The sequence below is a fragment of the Peribacillus sp. FSL H8-0477 genome, from assembly GCF_038002765.1.
Taxonomy (GTDB): Bacteria; Bacillota; Bacilli; order Bacillales; family DSM-1321; genus Peribacillus.
In genome coordinates this window covers 264,158-282,279 of sequence record NZ_JBBODE010000002.1, presented here as the reverse complement: position 1 = coordinate 282,279, position 18,122 = coordinate 264,158, and the positions used below count along the sequence as shown (strand labels likewise).

At 37.5% G+C, this 18,122-nt stretch carries 16 protein-coding genes, 1 pseudogene and 1 riboswitch; of the genes and pseudogenes, 1 reads left to right on the top strand and 16 read right to left on the bottom strand.

Going from position 1 to position 18,122, the window contains the following annotated elements; genetic code table 11:
• Positions 1–3 precede the first annotated feature (3 nt).
• Positions 4–105, bottom strand: a riboswitch (purine riboswitch).
• Positions 106–135: 30 nt separating this feature from the next.
• From MHI18_RS13195 to MHI18_RS13165, 7 genes are all read right to left on the bottom strand, one after another.
• Positions 136–2,355: a DUF4129 domain-containing transglutaminase family protein gene (locus MHI18_RS13195; RefSeq protein WP_340847974.1), complete on the bottom strand. Its 2,220-nt coding sequence runs from the start codon at positions 2,353–2,355 to the stop codon at positions 136–138.
• Positions 2,352–3,560, bottom strand: coding sequence for a DUF58 domain-containing protein (locus MHI18_RS13190; RefSeq protein WP_340847972.1), 1,209 nt, complete (start codon positions 3,558–3,560; stop codon positions 2,352–2,354). Before MHI18_RS13190 ends, MHI18_RS13195 begins: the two co-directional genes overlap by 4 nt.
• 1 nt (position 3,561) lies before the next feature.
• On the bottom strand, positions 3,562–4,518 hold the full coding sequence (locus MHI18_RS13185; RefSeq protein ID WP_340847970.1) for an AAA family ATPase: 957 nt from the start codon (positions 4,516–4,518) through the stop codon (positions 3,562–3,564).
• 145 nt (positions 4,519–4,663) lie between these two features.
• Positions 4,664–4,822 (bottom strand): hypothetical protein, encoded by a 159-nt coding sequence (locus MHI18_RS13180; protein WP_340847968.1) that lies wholly within the window; start codon positions 4,820–4,822, stop codon positions 4,664–4,666.
• Between the two features lie 350 nt (positions 4,823–5,172).
• On the bottom strand, positions 5,173–8,706 hold the full coding sequence (locus MHI18_RS13175; RefSeq protein WP_340847966.1) for a hypothetical protein: 3,534 nt from the start codon (positions 8,704–8,706) through the stop codon (positions 5,173–5,175).
• Between the two features lie 239 nt (positions 8,707–8,945).
• A complete protein-coding gene (locus MHI18_RS13170; protein ID WP_340847965.1) occupies positions 8,946–10,673 on the bottom strand; it encodes a glycine betaine ABC transporter substrate-binding protein in 1,728 nt (575 codons plus the stop codon).
• 4 nt (positions 10,674–10,677) lie between these two features.
• Complete coding sequence (locus MHI18_RS13165) at positions 10,678–11,883, bottom strand: quaternary amine ABC transporter ATP-binding protein (protein ID WP_340847964.1); 1,206 nt, start codon at positions 11,881–11,883, stop codon at positions 10,678–10,680.
• A gap of 147 nt (positions 11,884–12,030) precedes the next feature.
• Between MHI18_RS13165 and MHI18_RS13160 the strand changes: the two genes are divergently transcribed.
• The gene (locus tag MHI18_RS13160) at positions 12,031–12,231 is read left to right on the top strand and encodes a hypothetical protein (protein WP_340847963.1); all 201 of its coding nucleotides are present in this window, start codon (positions 12,031–12,033) and stop codon (positions 12,229–12,231) included.
• A 419-nt stretch (positions 12,232–12,650) separates the two neighbouring features.
• Here the strand turns inward: MHI18_RS13160 and MHI18_RS13155 are convergent, their stop codons facing one another.
• The 9 genes and pseudogenes from MHI18_RS13155 to MHI18_RS13115 form a co-directional block, all read right to left on the bottom strand.
• Complete coding sequence (locus MHI18_RS13155) at positions 12,651–14,042, bottom strand: VWA domain-containing protein (RefSeq protein WP_340847961.1); 1,392 nt, start codon at positions 14,040–14,042, stop codon at positions 12,651–12,653.
• 385 nt (positions 14,043–14,427) lie between these two features.
• Positions 14,428–14,865 (bottom strand): SMI1/KNR4 family protein, encoded by a 438-nt coding sequence (locus tag MHI18_RS13150; RefSeq protein ID WP_340847960.1) that lies wholly within the window; start codon positions 14,863–14,865, stop codon positions 14,428–14,430.
• Positions 14,865–15,179 (bottom strand): annotated as a pseudogene (locus MHI18_RS13145) (pre-toxin TG domain-containing protein); the annotation flags it as partial. The gene MHI18_RS13150 and the pseudogene MHI18_RS13145, both read right to left, overlap by 1 nt.
• 350 nt (positions 15,180–15,529) lie before the next feature.
• Positions 15,530–16,015 carry a DUF6985 domain-containing protein gene (locus MHI18_RS13140; protein WP_340847959.1) on the bottom strand — a complete coding sequence of 162 codons (486 nt, stop codon included), beginning with the start codon at positions 16,013–16,015 and terminating at the stop codon, positions 15,530–15,532.
• Between the two features lie 5 nt (positions 16,016–16,020).
• The gene (locus MHI18_RS13135) at positions 16,021–16,365 is read right to left on the bottom strand and encodes an HNH endonuclease (protein WP_340850289.1); all 345 of its coding nucleotides are present in this window, start codon (positions 16,363–16,365) and stop codon (positions 16,021–16,023) included.
• Between the two features lie 84 nt (positions 16,366–16,449).
• The gene (locus MHI18_RS13130) at positions 16,450–16,968 is read right to left on the bottom strand and encodes a hypothetical protein (protein ID WP_340847958.1); all 519 of its coding nucleotides are present in this window, start codon (positions 16,966–16,968) and stop codon (positions 16,450–16,452) included.
• Between the two features lie 132 nt (positions 16,969–17,100).
• Complete coding sequence (locus MHI18_RS13125) at positions 17,101–17,529, bottom strand: SMI1/KNR4 family protein (protein WP_340847956.1); 429 nt, start codon at positions 17,527–17,529, stop codon at positions 17,101–17,103.
• A 1-nt stretch (position 17,530) separates the two neighbouring features.
• Positions 17,531–17,746: a hypothetical protein gene (locus tag MHI18_RS13120; RefSeq protein WP_340847954.1), complete on the bottom strand. Its 216-nt coding sequence runs from the start codon at positions 17,744–17,746 to the stop codon at positions 17,531–17,533.
• Between the two features lie 117 nt (positions 17,747–17,863).
• A complete protein-coding gene (locus MHI18_RS13115; protein WP_340847953.1) occupies positions 17,864–18,028 on the bottom strand; it encodes a hypothetical protein in 165 nt (54 codons plus the stop codon).
• Positions 18,029–18,122: the final 94 nt, after the last annotated feature.

Below are 18,122 nucleotides of genomic sequence, written 5' to 3'. Positions count from 1 at the left end.
TACTATACGAAAAACTGCCTTCATAGTCAAATCATTTACGGTGATTCGGTAGATACTTTCGATCCATATTATCGAGGATATATGAAGGTGTTACATATAAGTTTATTCAATTGTAACAACAGGTTAAAAACAAGGTCAAGTGGTAGTCTTTTTAATTAACTTTTCCCATAATTCAAAATTCTTACCTAGACTCTCTTTTTCAGTGTCCCCACGGTAGATAATTCTTTCGTATTCTTTTGTTAACTTCTGCATAAGGGCCTCATTTACACCATACCGTGAATCAACAGATACCGCAAATTCTCTCAGCGTTTGACCTTCTGGACGATTGAATCCAGCACGCTGCAATTGCGATAACAATGTCAAGTAAGCTTTAGAGAAGACAGCATGATCCTGCATCTGTTTATAACGACGAATGTAAATCCAAGGCAGCCATTTACGACGTGACTTATATACGTAAAAGCCAATAAGTCCAAGCCCTATCCCCGCAATCGTAAAAGAAATCCACGACCAATTGGAATCTTCGCTTCCACTTCTAGAAGCTGCAGGTTCATCCAAGTTTTTTGCAGGTGTTTTGCTTTCAGCTGCATCAGGTTTTTTTAATTCATCTGCATTTTGATCAGGCATGTCATTTTGACTCGTACTGGTACTTTCAACAGAGGAATCATAAAAGCTGGCAGAATTGGAAAATCCCTTTGTAGGTTCAAATGGTACCCACCCCGTACCCGGAAAATAAACTTCAACCCAGGAATGAGCATTATTATTGGTCACTTTTTTAACTTGTTTTCCTTTGTAGGTTGCTGTAACACCTGTCGTATATCCCTTTGCCCAGCGCGAAGGAATATCATTCGCTCGCAGAAGAACAATCATCGCACTTGAAAAGTTATCACAGTACCCTCGCATTGTTTCAAATAAAAATTGATCAACATAATCTTGGGAGCCCTCTGGATAAGGAATATCTGTCTTATCGTAGACAAACTCAGATCGATCGAAATAATTCTCAATTGCTTTCACTTTATCATAATAATTCGTTTTTTCGGCCGTAATTTCTAAGGCAAGTTCCCTGACTCGGTCTGGGATTTCAGGAAGCTGTGTGTACTCGCCCCTCATCGGTACCTCTTCGTATAATTGATCTTCAGTAACTTCCTTCAGGGCGACCATATCATATGATGGGACAAGATAGTCCAAGGTGTATTGATTTAATTTAACCTTATCAGCTCCATTTGCTGACCAAGAGTGCAGCTTCTCTGTAAGCTCATCAAATTGAAAAGAACTTTCATTTTTAGTGTTAACTTTTTTTAGATAGCTAGGCTCTGGAAGGACGACATGATTATAGGTTTTTTTAACCGTTATATCTACGCTATATTCATCTAACTTTATCTTGGAGGTGTCTTCAGGAACCATTTGTGCAGAAACATCTTGGTTAGTTGTAAACTCACTCATTTCAAAAAAGGCCCTGTCTCTCCAGCCCTTACCGGTATACATATCTTTGTTTTCTACCTTCCAATACGGATTATTCTTCGCATTATGATAAAAGATGACGGTGTCATTTCCTTCTATGGAGCCGCCAAGCCGGTCATCATTTTCACTATACCCCATTTGATTAATCCCGTTTTTTCCGTTCCCACCGGATCCTTCCTTTCCAGATTGGGTTTTTAAAAAAGGCACAGGGTCAGGCCATTGTGGATCAAGCTTGGGTGCAGCAAAGCCGAAAAGTGTACTTAGTACCAGCATAAGACCAAGAGGGAGCACCCAATTCCCGAGATTAACAGCTGAAATCTCAAGACCTTCCCGGTCAAGTAGTCTGAAAAAGGCCAACAGACCAAGAAAGATAAACCCAATGATAATTGTTCGAATAATCGCTTGATCTGCATCGTAAATGGTAAAGGTGTCAAGAAATGATAGATACATTACAGTCGATAAAAAAAACAGGAAGATCTTTTTCTTAACGGTTATCCAATAATGAATAAGGTACGTAATTAACCAGATTAAAATAAAAAATAAAAAGGAACGAAATAGATTTGATAAGTTTAACCATTCACCTGCAAAAACACTAAGCAGGTTATTTTTAAATTCCATTGTCATGTCCCAAATCCAGCTTACCTTAAACAACGAAACATCAAAATAAAGGTATTGAAGGCACAGGATGGTATATCCTGATAAGAAAACAAACCGAACAAGCCAGTTCAACTGGAGATAATGTAACAGTAAAGAGAAGATAGCAAAAACAAGAAAGACAGATAGATTCCCAGTATTAGTGAGTTGACCGACCGGTCTCACCCACTCCCAAATAAGCAACAGCCCAAAGATATATAACAGACAACGAATACTCGTATTCAACGTTTTCTTCTGCATCATTGGGCCGCCACCTCAATTATTTCAGATTCATATTGATGTTGATCCAAATAATTCACTCTAACTCCCTTTCTCTTAGCTGATTCACGAACAGCTATCTCCTCCGCAGTCAAAAAGGAGCCGGTTTTCATACAGAACACCGTTATCGCTCGATTTAATTTATAGCCGCTAATCAACTCCATAGTAGTTCGAGAAAGTTTCCCTGTAACAATGATTAATGCTGCATTTAACGGTAGTATAGCTTGGTGGTTTTCAATGGATACCTCCAGCCTCTCCACAGCCGATGCTTTTGTTCGAGCTAGTTTGTACAATATATCTTGTCTTTGATGTTCTCCACCCCTAATAGGCAGAAACGGCTCTTGAAATGCTGTTCCAAGGTAGCCCATCTGTATCCCTTTCTTTAAAATTGCATGGGAAAAAGAGGCCGTAAAAACAACCATTTCTTCAAATAAAGGAGTCTGTTGCTCGTCCAAGATTAAGAAAAGGTCATGACTCTTTTGTTCATCGAATTCCTTTGTCATCATTTCATTTTTCTTAGCTGTTGCTTTCCAATTTATCCAAGAAATTTGATCGCCAGGTTGATAGTCCCTTACCCCTGATGCGAGCGTATGATCATGCAACAGCTTTCGAATGGATCCCCCATTTCCCTGATCATATGCTTTTTCAAGCTGTTGAAAAGGAAGCTGAATAATAGCCGGGTACACCATAATCGTTTGAGGTACAGTGTAAATTGAAGTCTTTTGATATAATCCAAAGAAGTCTCCTGTTTGCAGTCGAATGGTTTCCAAGAAGTGCTCCCCGCGCGGAAGATGATCAAATCGATAATTGAGCTTAATTTCCCTTTTGAACAAAGGAAAAACGATTATTTTCTTTTTTTGTTGTGATAGGGGTAATAAGGAAGCTGGAATTTCATCTTCCACCATTAAATAAAACAGCGGCATCCAGCTGTTTCTCGAAATAATAATTCTTGCCTCCAGATAATCTCCCGCCTGATACTGACTCTTACTCACACTTCTTTCTACCTTAAATTTGTCCATAGAATATCCGATTAACATAAAAGAATATACAGCGAATGGCAGAAACGTATAAAATAAGAACCAACTTAAAAATCCGCCTTGGAACATGGCAAATATAAATGACGTAATCGTTAACAGTAACAAACCTGTCGTCTCAGCATATTTCCTAAAGAAATGTACTACTCTCTTCATCTTAGTTCACTTGCCTTTTAACAGGGACCGGAATTTTCCTCACAATATCCTGAATGATACTCTCTGCGTCGATTCCGCCATATTTCGCTTCTGATTTAAGGATGATTCGATGGGAAAGCACTGCCGGAGCCAAATATTGAACATCGTCAGGCAACACATAATCTCTGCCGTTTAACAATGCATAAGCCTGCGCTGCCTTCATTAATGAAATCGTGCCGCGGGGACTGACTCCTAGGTTCACATTAGGATGGACCCGCGTACGCGCAGACAAATCAACTAAATACCTTTTTATCGTATCTTCAACATGTACCTTAAGGACCTCTTCCTGCAATGTCCTTATCTCTTCCATAGAAATAACTGGCTCCAATTCGTCGATTGGTTTTGCTTTACGCGCCAGATTTAACACTTCCATTTCCTCCTGCATCGTTGGATAGCCAATTTTCATTTTTAACAAAAACCGGTCCAATTGCGCCTCTGGAAGAGGGTATGTTCCCTCATATTCAATGGGATTCTGCGTTGCCATAACGAAGAACGGCTTTTCTAATTGTCTCGTCACTCCGTCAACGGTCACACTTGCTTCCTCCATCCCCTCAAGTAATGCAGCTTGAGTCTTTGGAGATGTTCGATTGATTTCATCGGCTAAAATAATATTGCCCATAATAGGACCTGGACGAAAGATGAATTCTTGTAATTGAGGATTGTAGATGGAAACACCGGTCACATCAGACGGCAGTAAATCCGGGGTAAATTGAATTCGTTTAAAGCTGGCATTAATCGACTTTGCCAAAGATCTAACCATCATTGTTTTTCCTACTCCAGGTACATCTTCAAGAAGCACATGACCATCTGCAAGCATAGCAACTAAGCTTAATTCAACTATATTCCTTTTACCAATAATGACATTTTCAATATTATCGATTACTTTTTTCAATTTTGGATGTTTATGTTCGTAAGCCATTCTCTTCCTCCTTAAAGCTTCTGTAACTAGCTGTTACTACTCATACTATTCGACCTATATTCCTCAAAACCCTCTCTAAATCTGTCGGAAAATCTGGAAAATAGAGAAAACCCCTAGAATTGTAAGTTCAAGGGGCACCATAACTCTATACAATTTTATCCTTTGAACCATGAACAAACTTTCTAAAACCAAGTGCACCTGCGGCGAAATATAAAGCAGAAGGCATATAGAGTAAGAAAAAAGAAAAAGGAAAGGACAACACACCTATTCCAATCATCAAACTGCCGAATAATTTATGATTCATCTGATTAACAAGTGTACTAAGGATAACGGCTGCGATTTGTAAAAAGAAAAAGAACAAACTAACAAAATGAGCACTATCAGGTCATCACCATGAGGATGGTAGACACCGATCCCGATTAAACCGAAAATAAACGCTGCTTTCCGTTTCAATCAGGCTGACCTTCTCTACCATGGGTTGAGAATGCTGAAAACATGATATACTAACAAGCATACGAAAACATCATCTGGAGGAATCATGTTCAAAAAATTCTTTATAACCGTTATCCTAATCGCTCTTGTTTTAGGATTTATTATGACATTTGCCTAATTGCCATGCCCTAAAGCTTCATGCTTTAGGGCATTCATTTTTTCTTACTTCCATTGATGAAACCATTTCATAAATCGTTGTTTATTTTTTTCAAGAATCTCTTTAGATGTACGATTTTCTTTTTGTTTTTTCCATTCAAAATAGCTTGCGATGGAGATAAGAAGTAGACCACCGATAATTAAATACAACCACCACGGAAGATAACCCCATAGAGACCTTGTATTCATGTAAATATTTAATAAAATAGTACCTATTCCAGCCAAGAAGTAAGATTTATATCTTCTACTAAAGCCAAATAAAATCGCTGCTAGAGAAATCGTCCCAATAACTAAGGCATCGTTCAACGTATCTCCTCGAACCGCATCAACAATTAAGAGAAAAAAGAAAAAAGCCACAACGCCTATTTCAATTTGTTGCGTGGTTTCTCCCATGTTGTAGAGCTTCCTTAGCAAGAGTGAACTAATAATGAGAAGTGGCAGGATCCAAACTTCTGCTTGAATGACTTCAGGTATCGTAAATTGTTCCAATATTGTTTGATACGGAAAAAGACTCAAAATCAGCGCTGCCGAGAGATACCCCTGTCTTTCTGCTTGCTTACTCGTAAACGTGCGAATAACTAAGAAATAAAGTGGGATTAAACTAGCTGCACCAATGTCTAATCCAGCATTAGTGGACTGGCTGTTCATCAACTGATAGTTTAACTGAATAAGATAAATCAACCCAAAAACCCTATAAAAATCTACAAGGGTTTTCTCACCTCTTCGAACCACCAGACCCTTTACCCATCTACTGCTCAACCCTGTCATCAAGGCAGTTAACATTAAGAGTACTGATAGACAAGCCATGAGCGATAAGGTTTGGACATACATAGAAAAGAAAAGAAAACTAAGGAACAGTGTCCCTGCAATTGCGTGGCTCCATTTACGTTTCAACAATAAGTATCCTGCAAATATAAGCTGCAATACCGCGCTGCTGATCCAAAAAACCGCTGCCCAATAACTTGGAAACCCATTTATAAAGGATTCAGAAATATAGACAATCATGGAAAAGTGTAAATATGGAATTAAGTAATAGCCAATGATATCTTTCCATTTATCATTTCCCAACAACCACAACACACTAATGATTCCAGCTGAAATGGCAAAAGCATATGCTGTCAGGTAGGCTGTATTTTGGATATCTTTAAAGAACAACATTGTCTGAACAAATAGCGTTAAGAAACCTACATAAGTAAAACTATATTGCTCCCAATTCACCTTAGCTCTTAAGGCACTGAAACAATAAAGGCTTAGCGGCATTAAGTACCAGAAAGGGGAAGAATCAAAACTATATATAAGACCAATCCCAAGAATAACGCCTACTATATTTACTAAATGACTAAACCAAAAATAATAGGTTCGGCCACTTTCTGAATATCTCCTGATAAACTCTGAAACCAACATAAAAAATAGTGAAGCAAATAAACAGAAAGCGGTAATGAACTCTTTATTGGTTGAACCAATCAAATCGAATAGGGAAAAATAGACACCAAAGCTTGTGAAAATGACCGCTAACCATAAGGGGTGCTCCCGATAAAGATACACAGAGGTCAGATTGATTGCTGTGACAATCAGCATGATGTCAGTAATCACAAATGGATGGGACTCACCGATATAGACTGAGATAAAGGCTAGCATAGCCATAACTTGCCCAGTCAGAAAACCAACGTGAAAGTATCGCTTAGAATAGTTTCGTAATAAATACCCTAACATCAGTATGATGAATGAGATCCCAACTAGATGAATGCTTATGATGATCGTCTCTTCGTACCAAAGACTGACTTCAATAGCATACAGATAGAGACTATTCAGAGAAACCGTCAGCGCTATGATAAAGCCAAAAGGACCTGCTTGCTTACTCCAATTCGATTGGTTTTTAACATCCGTTAGTAAAAATAGGCCTGAAACGATGGCTAAGAATAGACTTACAATAAGCCAATCCATTTGGGCAAATTTAATCAGCAAAATGAAGACCATAATCCCGCTCGAATAAAGTAAAGCACCCTGCTTATAAAGTCTTAATTGATCTAGATAATTAAATAGATAGAAACCTAGATAGCTGAGCACTTGAATTAAAAATAATGAAGTGACGATTGATGCCAAGGATACATTGAATGCGAGACCTAGATAGACCAAAGCTAAATTAACCAGACCGATGACTGGATAGGTATACACAGCTTTCTGCTCCCGATTAGCATAGAAGATGTACTGAGCTGCAATTATCAAAAGAGCTAAAACAATCTGCGCATAATGCTCTTGATAAGAAAAGGCATTGATATACAGAAAGCTAAGGAGACTTACCGTCATACTCGTATAAGCAAAGCTTTTTCCGAGGTATGGATTGGTACGTACCAGCCAGACATGTAAGGCTGTAAAAATCAATGGTAGACAGGCAAACGCAATGACAGCCGTTTCTTCCAAAATGGTATTGTAAATAAAATGAGTATAACCATAAGTGAAGAGTATACTGAACACAAAGTTAAAATAACGTTTTTTATACTTAACCGCCAAAATCAAAAACAACAAGGACGATAGTAATAAGCTAACCGAATAAATAACGGTGCTGCTAAATAGGGTAAACACCATGAAACCTTCTACAAAAATCTTAAACTGTACAAAAGCGAAAAAATACGGCCGAAATACCGCGAGAAAAGGCCAGTCACGAATCGTGTCCATTTTCCAAAGTAATAACAGGTTGAACACCGTAATAAGCAGACAAAGCACTTCCAAAGTAGGAGCCAAATAGTTAAACCCAAAGATGAACGTGATAACAAAAGTAACTAATGCAATAGAGATAAATAATTTCGATGTGAATCGAGAAGCTATTTTGTAATAAATGGTCAAACAAAGCAAACCCCCTAAGAAGCCGAAGAGGCTGCGCCCGTCTCCTTTAAGAGATAAGTAAGGACCAAAAATCTGATAATAAGAAGCAGAAAGGAGGGCAATCGGAACAAACAGACTTGCCAACGTTAAAAAGGCAAAAGACGTCTGTCTAATCTTGAGCCTCGCAGCAAGGTACGCCATTCCGCCAAAGAAGACTGAAACCGCACTAATACAAAACACTTTAAGAAGTGAGTTTAAACTTCCCCATGTAGATGTTGCCCATATCAGACCACCAAACAATAAAAGAATAACACCTGTAATTAACACAGCTGTAATGTTTCTTTCTCTAATCTGTTCCTGTGTTTTTTCTTTAATTGGTGCAGCTTGATAAACAGGTGCCATCGTCTCCGTTTGACTTGGAGATGAATGTTCTACCTGCTTCTCAACCACATGACCAGTAGATGTAGATAATTCTACTCTCTCTGGGTTAGTTTCTTCTATGACAGCAGGTTGATCTTGTTTAACTGCTTCTTTCTCCTTAACGGTTTGCTGATTATGTAGATGCTGGACCAACTGATGATAATGACGGTCATATGTACTCCCGATTCGAATATAATCGGTTTTTGGAATTAATCGTTTCTCCCAAAGGGTATCCAATTCCTGCTGAAAGACTTGCCTTCTTTCATCAAGATCTGTTCTTTCTAGAGGCTTGTTCATTTACCCACTCCTTTCACACTCATTTAATCAATCGATTGATTAAATTTACTTCTCCTCTATATATTCATTCATTTTCTAAAATTTCCTTTAAATATTTTTCAGATTCCCCTACGTGATTTTTATGTATCCACCTCAATTACTAATACCAAATTTAAACCTACATGCTGACTTTATGTGCATAAATAAAAAAATGTCCCAAAAAGTCATTTTCCAATGACCCTTTAGGACAATATCTTTACTTATTTTAAATCTTCAACAGAATCAATATCCATATACTCAGGTACGACCAATCCATTTTTCGTTCCTTTTAGGTTTGGTCCCAGATCAATTATTTCATCTTTATAGTTATTATAAAATTCTAGATGTGTTCCTGGGAGCCATGCAGCCACCATTGCATCGGCACTGCCATTAGCTACCCCCGCAAACATCGGGCCTACTTCTACTTGACTTAATGTCACATCATAGCCGTTTTGCTCAAGAACCTTGCCAATTACGTTTGTACTGGCAATTTCAGTGTCCCATGCTACATAAACCAGTTGGATTTTTTCACCATTTCCAGCTTTAGCACCTTTTGTCCACTTGGCCACATCATCTGGGTGTGCTTCTATCCATTTTTCTGCTGCTTCAGTTGAAGACATTCCCCCAGCAACATCGACCATTACTTCTTCCATATCACTTGTTTCCCAATAAAATTGATCGAGAATCGTATACGCACCAGGCGCATCTTGTTCTAGACCTTTTCGAACAACGGTATTAATATTTTCAGAACCGCCAAACGACTTTTTCGGATCGTCAAGATATTTCAAATCGTAAGAAGAGAACATCCAGTGCGGCGACCAGCCGGTTACAACAATAGGTTCTTTTTTATCTAGAGCTTTTTTCAATTCAGCAACCATGGCTGCTGAAGAACCTTCAATAAGCGTCCAGTCATCTAGCTGATAATCCTCTATTGCCGTATTCGTCAATTTCATTAATCCTGCTCCAGGTTCAATCCCGACAATTTCATAATCGACTTGAGCACCGATATTATCTTTATCCCCTGTTATAGCAGCTTCCTTAGAGATCATCGTGAAGATTGCTGTACCAACTACAAGTACAACCATAATGATCGAAATAAGTTTTCGGCTAATAATATGTTCATATGCCGGCTTACGCAGGTTTTGTGTAATACGATCGAGAACAATCGCAATAATAACAATCGATAATCCGGCTTCAAAACCTTGTCCTACATTAATTTGACTAACAGCCCGGTAAACATCTGCCCCTAGCCCAGGCGCCCCAACTAATGATGCTGTAACGACCATAGACAGAGCAAGCATGATGCTTTGATTGACCCCTGCTAAGATCGTCGGTGTGGCAATTGGAAGCTGCACCTTAAATAACTTTTGAGTCGTTGTAGAACCGAAGGCATCAGATGCTTCGATTAATTCATTCGGTACTTCTTGTATCCCTAAGTTAGTCATGCGTATCGTCGGAGCGATAGCAAAAATAAACGATGCGATGATTCCTGGTACTACGCCTATACCAAAAAATAAAATGGCTGGAATTAAATAGACGAAGGCCGGCATCGTTTGCATGAAGTCTAAAATAGGTGTTACCACTTTTCTAACCGTTTTATTTTGGGCACACCATATTCCAATGGGGATCCCAATTAAAATGGTCAGGAAACCTGATAAGATAACGATGGCAAGGGTTTGGATACTTGATTCCCAATAACCCAGGTTATCAATTAATAGTAAACTAATTAAAGTAAATAGTCCGAGCGGCCACTTACTTGTATAAGTAACCAATAGCGTTAGAATAACAATTAAAACAATAGAAGGACCTACACTCATAACATCCACTAAAATATTTAAGAGACCTTCAATCGTATTGGTTATAAGTGAGAATAATCCAGCAAATGCAATCGTCATCCAATCCACTAAAGAATCTACCCATGCTCCTAGTGGGATTTTCGGTATATTCATTGAATTACTCACTCTCCAATTCATTTAAAGAATCTTTATTTCCCGCTAACGCACCAATAACTGGCCCACGAAGGACGATTCCTTTTATTCTATGTTCATCATCTATTACAGATATGGGTACTGATGAGGTTGAAATTACATCCATAAGATCAGCCAGTAGTTGATCCTCTGGAACCGTTGGGATATCTGTTGACATCACTTCAGAGATAGAGAGGTCATGTTCCATCGCTTGACGTGCTTGTTCAGCAGACAATGCCCCTAATAACTTCTGCTTACGATCCACGACAAATATACTGGAATAACCTTGTTTACGCATAATTTCTAGAGCAACCCTCGGCCCTCTATCAACCGTTACTTTCTCTGGTCGAATCATCACATGGGATGCAGTCAGTACTTTCGATAGATCCACGTCTGCAACGAACTTCTCTACAAATTCATTGGCAGGATTCATCATAATTTGTTCGGGCGTGCCCAATTGAATCACACTGCCATCTTTCATTAACGCAATTCGATCGCCAATTCTTAGCGCTTCATCAAGATCATGAGTGATAAAAATAATCGTTTTTTTGAATTGCTCTTGGATTTCAATTAATTCATCCTGCATATCTTTACGAATTAATGGATCTAGAGCGCTGAACGCTTCATCCATTAACAAGATATCGGTATCACTTGCAAGCGCACGAGCAAGACCTACGCGTTGCTGCATACCGCCGCTAAGTTGCGATGGCAACTGATTTTCGTACCCTTTTAACCCAACAACTTCGAGTGCTTTGATTGCTTTTTCACGCCGTATTTTTGGATCAACTTTCTGAATTTCAAGTCCATATTCAGCATTTTCGACAATCGTTTTATGAGGAAAAAGAGCAAAGTTTTGAAAGACCATACTAATCTTCTTCTGTCTAACTTCTCTTAATCGAGCTGAATTCATCTTAACGATATCTTCATTATCAATAAGAATTTCACCAATCGTCGGATCAATCAACCGATTAAACATGCGGATTAAAGTTGATTTCCCACTTCCCGACAATCCCATAATGACGAATATCTCACCAGGGTATATTTCGAAATTCACATTATTAACCCCAACTGTATGTCCGGTTTTTTTCAAAATTTCTTTCTTTGATTTACCTTGGACTAACAAATCAGCAGCTGTTTTTGGAGATTTCCCGAAAATTTTCGAGACATTTCTAACTTCTACATTTGGTTTCATTAAGTCACCTCATTCTAATAGTTGCCCAGATGATATTCGGTTATGCTGTATTTCCTCTTTTTCTGATGAATTTCACTATCCTTGCACAAGCTTATTCCCCTTACAAATCACATTGATGTTAGAACGTAATAACACCAAAGATGGACAATGAAGCAGCTAACATACGCCAGCCCACTAACCACAAGGAAGAATAATTTTTCAATTCAGGATTATATTGAAAGAATAAAGTATGTGATTACTAAGTTCTCCGGAGAGGGAACTAAAACAACTGAGGGAATTTTGCATATACAGTATGTTGAGAAAGGAATGAAACTTGGTTTCATTTATAGTAAAATTGCTATTGCCTAAAAGGAGTTTTCTACGCTTACACAAGGCACTGTGCGTAGAGGTATAATTCCCATACGTATTATTAAACATCCGTATCTAATTAATTGATCAATTCTTGTAGGAAAAAACGATGTGATAGGATAAAAGAGGAAACTACCTGCACAGCTAAACGAACAAAATATAAATGGGCTTTCACTACATATATCTGTGCTTTTACACACACTCTTATATTAGGATAACAAAGTTTGGATGAAAATCCAAACGATTTACATCAGCAAAGCGGAAAATATATGCTTGGATCGTAATTAAACAACTCTTTACGGGTCCATTCAGCCAGTTTAAAAGCCCAAAAAGACGACACCTTATATCGTGTCGTCTAAAGCTATTTTTTACAGAATTTGTTTTTTTACTATAAAAACGTATGAATTCCCTATCAATGTTTATTCACTATTTTCTTTATATTTCTGATTAATTTCTTCTCGTGCCTCTTCAAAACTTTGATCAGCTAAGTTTCTCAAATCGTTCTCCACTTCTTTTCGTAACTCCATTATATGACTGTAGCGCTCACTCGTTTTATCAGATAAGAGTTGAAAAGCTGTGCGGCTGATATGACCCTCGTCTTTCAGCATATTAAGTGGTTGACGCATATTAAATTTCTCAAAGCTATTTGCATCGCCCCATTCAATACCGAAACGAGGGATATTCTTACGCATCTGCTCATAGCGTTGTGAGGACGCTCCATTCACGGCGTCTCTTTTCCATTCCTCCCACTGTTTCGCAATCTCTTGGGTTTTTTCTAGTTCTTCCTTCAATTGTTCTTGGTTCTTCGCATCCGCATATAGTCCTTTTGCTGCTTTAGCCACTTCTTTCAGCTGGTTTTGACCGTCGCTATCGACATCGAATCCAATGACATTTACTATCGGCTGGATATCCGATTCAGCCAGTTTTTTAGCTTCAGCTACAGGGTCACCATTGCAGGTTTCCACGCCGTCACTAACTACATAAATAATATTGGTATTCTCATCACTGTTTAGTTTTTCTAAATCTTTTTTTGCTTCTGTCAATGCGTTCGCTAGAGGCGTAAAACCAGTTGGTTTAAATTGATTCAATGAATCTTGCAAACTCGTTTGGTCATATGATTGCATGTCATAAACTAATTCATTACTTTTACACGATACTTCTTTATCTTTGTCTTCATTACTCCCTTTGTGTCCATAGACCCGCAAGGCAATATTTGCCCCCCCAGGCAGGGCGCCGGCAAACTCTTCAATCGCTTCTTTCGCCGTGTCCATCATCGTCTTGCCGTTCATCTTTTTCGCCATGCTTCCACTGGCATCCAGAATAATTTCTACGTTTAGTTTATCCTTAAATTGATACCGTTCATCTTCGATTTCAGAATTGCCAAATGACTCGATCGCTATCTCATCTAACACATTCGCTGGATTTGGGTAGTCTTCATGAAAGAGTTCTAACGACTTCCGCCAGTAAAGTTCAATTTCATCCTCTGTTGGATTTTTCCCGATTTTCGGAAGTTCTTTTAGAAGTGCCACCGCTTTGTTTTGTTTTTCCAACTCTAAATCAGAAAAATCTTGACCCGAAAATTCACCCGCAGCTGCATGGACAATTTCCTGAACCGTCCAAGTAGGTGCTGGCAGCTCCGACAGAAGAAAGGCTGTATCTCTTTCATCTGGTTTGGTCGTTTCTTTCTGCTCCATTTTTTTCTCTTTTGTCTCGACCTCTTTACCTGTTTCCGATTCAACCGGCTTATCACTGCATGCAGAAATAAAGAATATACTCATTAACACAATCAAAATCTGCTTCTTTCTCCCCATGTTCCTTAACACTCCCCTATACATTCAGACACTAAAAAGGTTAACCACTATCGTCAAAAACTACTTTAAGATACCAAAATTATCATCATAAGGTATATTAACCCAATTAATACATACCACTTCCTACAAAAACAAAACTTTTTTCTATCATTTATAACAAAAAAATACATATCTATTCATTATTAAAAATTTTGAAAAGGTTTACACTTACAAGTTGAACAGTTATATTCATACAGGAATCGTGATGGAAGGCTGCTCTTAATCTAGTAAACATTTTTATATTTAAAGTCATATCAAAACCCTGAAAGGCTTACAGCCAATCAAGGTTTTTAAACCTTAAGTCATATTACTTTATAATTACTTCACGTTATTAATTTTTAGTTTTTTACCATAAAAAATTTTCTACACCGACTTTATCAATAAGAAAGTCATTCAAAGTTGGCGCTATCTTTATAGCAGTTTCCCGGTCTAGGTCACCAAACCCAGTTATATATAGTCCAAATCCCTCATTACCATTAAGAAGCATTAATGCCATATCACCACTATCATCACCAATTACCAATGAATTAGAAATGTTTTTTTGAACTTCATAGGCGTCATTAAGTTCAATAACACCATTCATACCAGAAATCCCCCAAATTCTAATTAATTTCCCATTTTCAACGGTTATTTCTACATCTGTTGCCTCTTGTAACAAACTAATATAATCCAATGGTAAACTTACCGGAGAAAATTCCTGCAATTGCTTTATTTCTTCATCTGTTGCCGATCTATCCGTGGCCTCTAGTGTATATATTTCATTTAAATCATCAAATATTCTCATTAATAATCAATCCTTTTATAAGGTACTTTTAGTTTATCTAGCATTTCATATTGTTGTTCTAAGACCCCTTCGATGGTTGAACGATTATAACCTGCTTTTGTAAAATCCCCCACTAAATACTGTAATTCTTCTTGTATATAAGAACTCCACTTACCTTTTCCCATAGCAACTCTGGCATTCCTTCTAGCATTTTGAGCAGTACTTATAGTAGTATGCGGTAATCCTTTTCCTGTTTCGAGAGTAACTGTTGGAGCGAGATTAGGGGTATAGCCATATTGACTAAGGTTGGTTTTTGCCCATTCCTGCTGTAGACCATGATGAGATTGTTATCTACCTCCATTTGGTCCAAGAACTCTAGGCTTGGGTTGTGCATCTTTATGTGTTTTATTAAAAAATACATTTATAATACACGTAACTCTTTTAAAACGAATAGCGAGTATTATACGACCGTCTTTTGTAGAAGTACAACCCAAAATTCAAAAGCTAAGGCAATATTACAACTCTCTTTCACGTTACCCATTGTTTATCGCCACGAGCTTTGTTATTGTCGTTAGTTATTTCTTTATTTTTTATCTTACTTTCATCTATTATTTATTCGTAAAAAAACCTTGAATGAGCTGTTAGCCATACAAAGTCAATCTTAACATCATTTATATTTGGTAAGTTATAGTACAATATCTTGATAACCTACTTCTTCTACAATTTCATCTTCAATTTTTATTCCCAATCCATTTTCAATATCCCAAGAGACATCGCAAAGCAAACCTAGTCTTCTTTTCCCATTCTTCCTTACTCTTCTTACAATTAATTCAGTTGGCTTCACTAATCTTTTTAAATCTGAGATAGAATCAATTTTCGGAGCAAAATTGTCTGCTTCTGATTTATTACCTAACATCTCTCTATACTCTTCATAGTTCTCACTATAGTAATCATATACTTGCTCTTCTGCCTCATATATTACGTTTTTCATATCTTGAATAAAGTTAAGAAATGCTTCTCGCTGTACATTCGAAAAATCAGCATTTTCATGTGCATCAACACTTAAAAGTATTTCCTTTTCCAAATCAAACATTCTAATAGTTGTTTTTCCTCTCCAGAAGTTGTTTTTATATTCAAGCCTTCCAAATAAATCATCACTAATCATTGTCATCCTAATTACTCTCCTAACTTAACTTTTATATTATATTCGCCAACTCCACCCAAATGTTTAAAAACACTATTGATTTTACTTGGTACCAATTGTATTGTTTCCAAGTCATTAAGTTCATGCCAAGTATATTTATTATCTTCTCGCCAATCAGCTATATCTTCTGCTGTCCATTTTTGTTCTGGTGTACTCCACTTTTTAGCCAATTCTTCGTCAGCAGTCGAAAAGTTTGATTTTCTATCATTAGTCATGTTTTCTAATTTAATTTCACCTTTGGAAAATGGAGAAAAGTCTGGGATTCCGTTTTTGTACTCAACTCCATCAACACCAGCTTCATCAAGATATTTTTTAATTTCACCGGTCTTATCAGAGATAAATAATGATTCTGCTCGTTCGTTACTCCATTTACCTCTATTAACGGGGGTAGTTTTTACCCTTTATTCATAAGAGCTATATTTAGGCTCTACGTCAAAACCTCTCGTATAGTCTATCTGCCTATTTTTACCCGTACCCTTAGTTACACTCTTTTCAGTAACACTCTTCTCCGACTGCTGCACCTGCGAAACTTGTGGATCATCGCAGGCACACCCTTTCATCATGAACTTCGGTCCAAGCCCTAGGGCAACTCCGAATATCAAGGTCGTTGTGAAAATCATAGCTGTTCGCTGGCCTGTTTTCTTCCAATCTACTTCGCCATTTTGTTTATACTGCTTGAAGCTGTCAAACCCTCCGATTAATAGGCTGCTGATGGCACTAATAGAGGCGGTAGCCTTTACTGTTTGCCATGCGGAGCTAATGGAACTCGAAATCGCTCCTATTGGTTTTCCTGTTTTCTTCGCTAGTATGGTTGCCAGCCATTTGCCTGGCCCTTTTATTGCTTGATTCACTCCTGGCTTACTAAACAGCTTAGCTGCTAATGGTCCCATCACTGCTCCAAAGGCTAAGTTAAAAAGCATATTTTCCCACGTAACAGCCTCTTTCAATTATTGATTTAATCATAAAGATACTTAAGGTCATTTAAAAACGTTGAAAGGCAAATAGCAATCAAGGTTTTAAGTATCTATGAATAATCTTTTATTGATCCATAATTAACAATTAAAATATGCCTTCAAGAAATCAAAAAACGATGACCAAGTTTCCTTTAGCTCTCCTTTTAAAAGCAGTTCATCTCCACCCTCAAAATTAACTATATAAACTTTATCTGTTACAGTATCCAGCACTAATACAGCATTTGCTGACATTTGACTTAAAATCAGATACTGCTTTGGACAACCATGTTCTTTTCTTGAAATGAGTGTGTATGATTCAATATTATTTTCTTCATCTGCTATATCTAGTAATTCAAACGGTACATGCTCTTCCCAAAAAGGTCCTGCATACTGGGTATAAAATTCTTGGAAATTATCTGACACGTTTACACCTAACCTAATTAAGGCATCCTGTACTAGATTGCTATCTTCACGTTTATATATTTCTTCTCCTAGAACTTCATCTAGTCTCTCAGGCAAAATACTCATATTATTTTCCTCCTAAAGCTTCTTCTCCTCGTATTTTCCAATAATTAATAGAATCTACTTTTTGAAATGCTCCTCTAGTTGTCTCATCCATTGGATAAAATGGGTTTAACTTTCCTTTATAAGGATGTAGTGGAGCTCTTTTAGCATTACTGATATTATGGTACCTAGTTGAAGCTTCATATAATGGTCCAACACCTTTTTGTTGTGAATGATGCAACGTTGCAACACTACCTTCAGCATCAAGAATAGGAGCAACCTAAGAAATCTTTTCCTTCATCGACTACCCAATCTACAGCCTCTCTAACTTGATCTTTAATTTTATTACCTATTTCTTTTATCCCCCATTTGTTGCATCAGTGATCTCCGTTTTAGAGATGGTATTTTTATTCGTTTCTATTTCACTAATTTCTGCAGAAACTGGTAGGACTAGAATAAAAGAAAAAAGTAAATAGAACAGACTGCACAACAGAAAAACTTTTTTATTTAAATGTATCTTCATTTCTCCCTCCTATTAGATTTATTCTCCTCCGACATTTGATTTAGATTGGTAACTTGCGACACAAAATTATTTACAATTTGATAAAGAAAAAGCG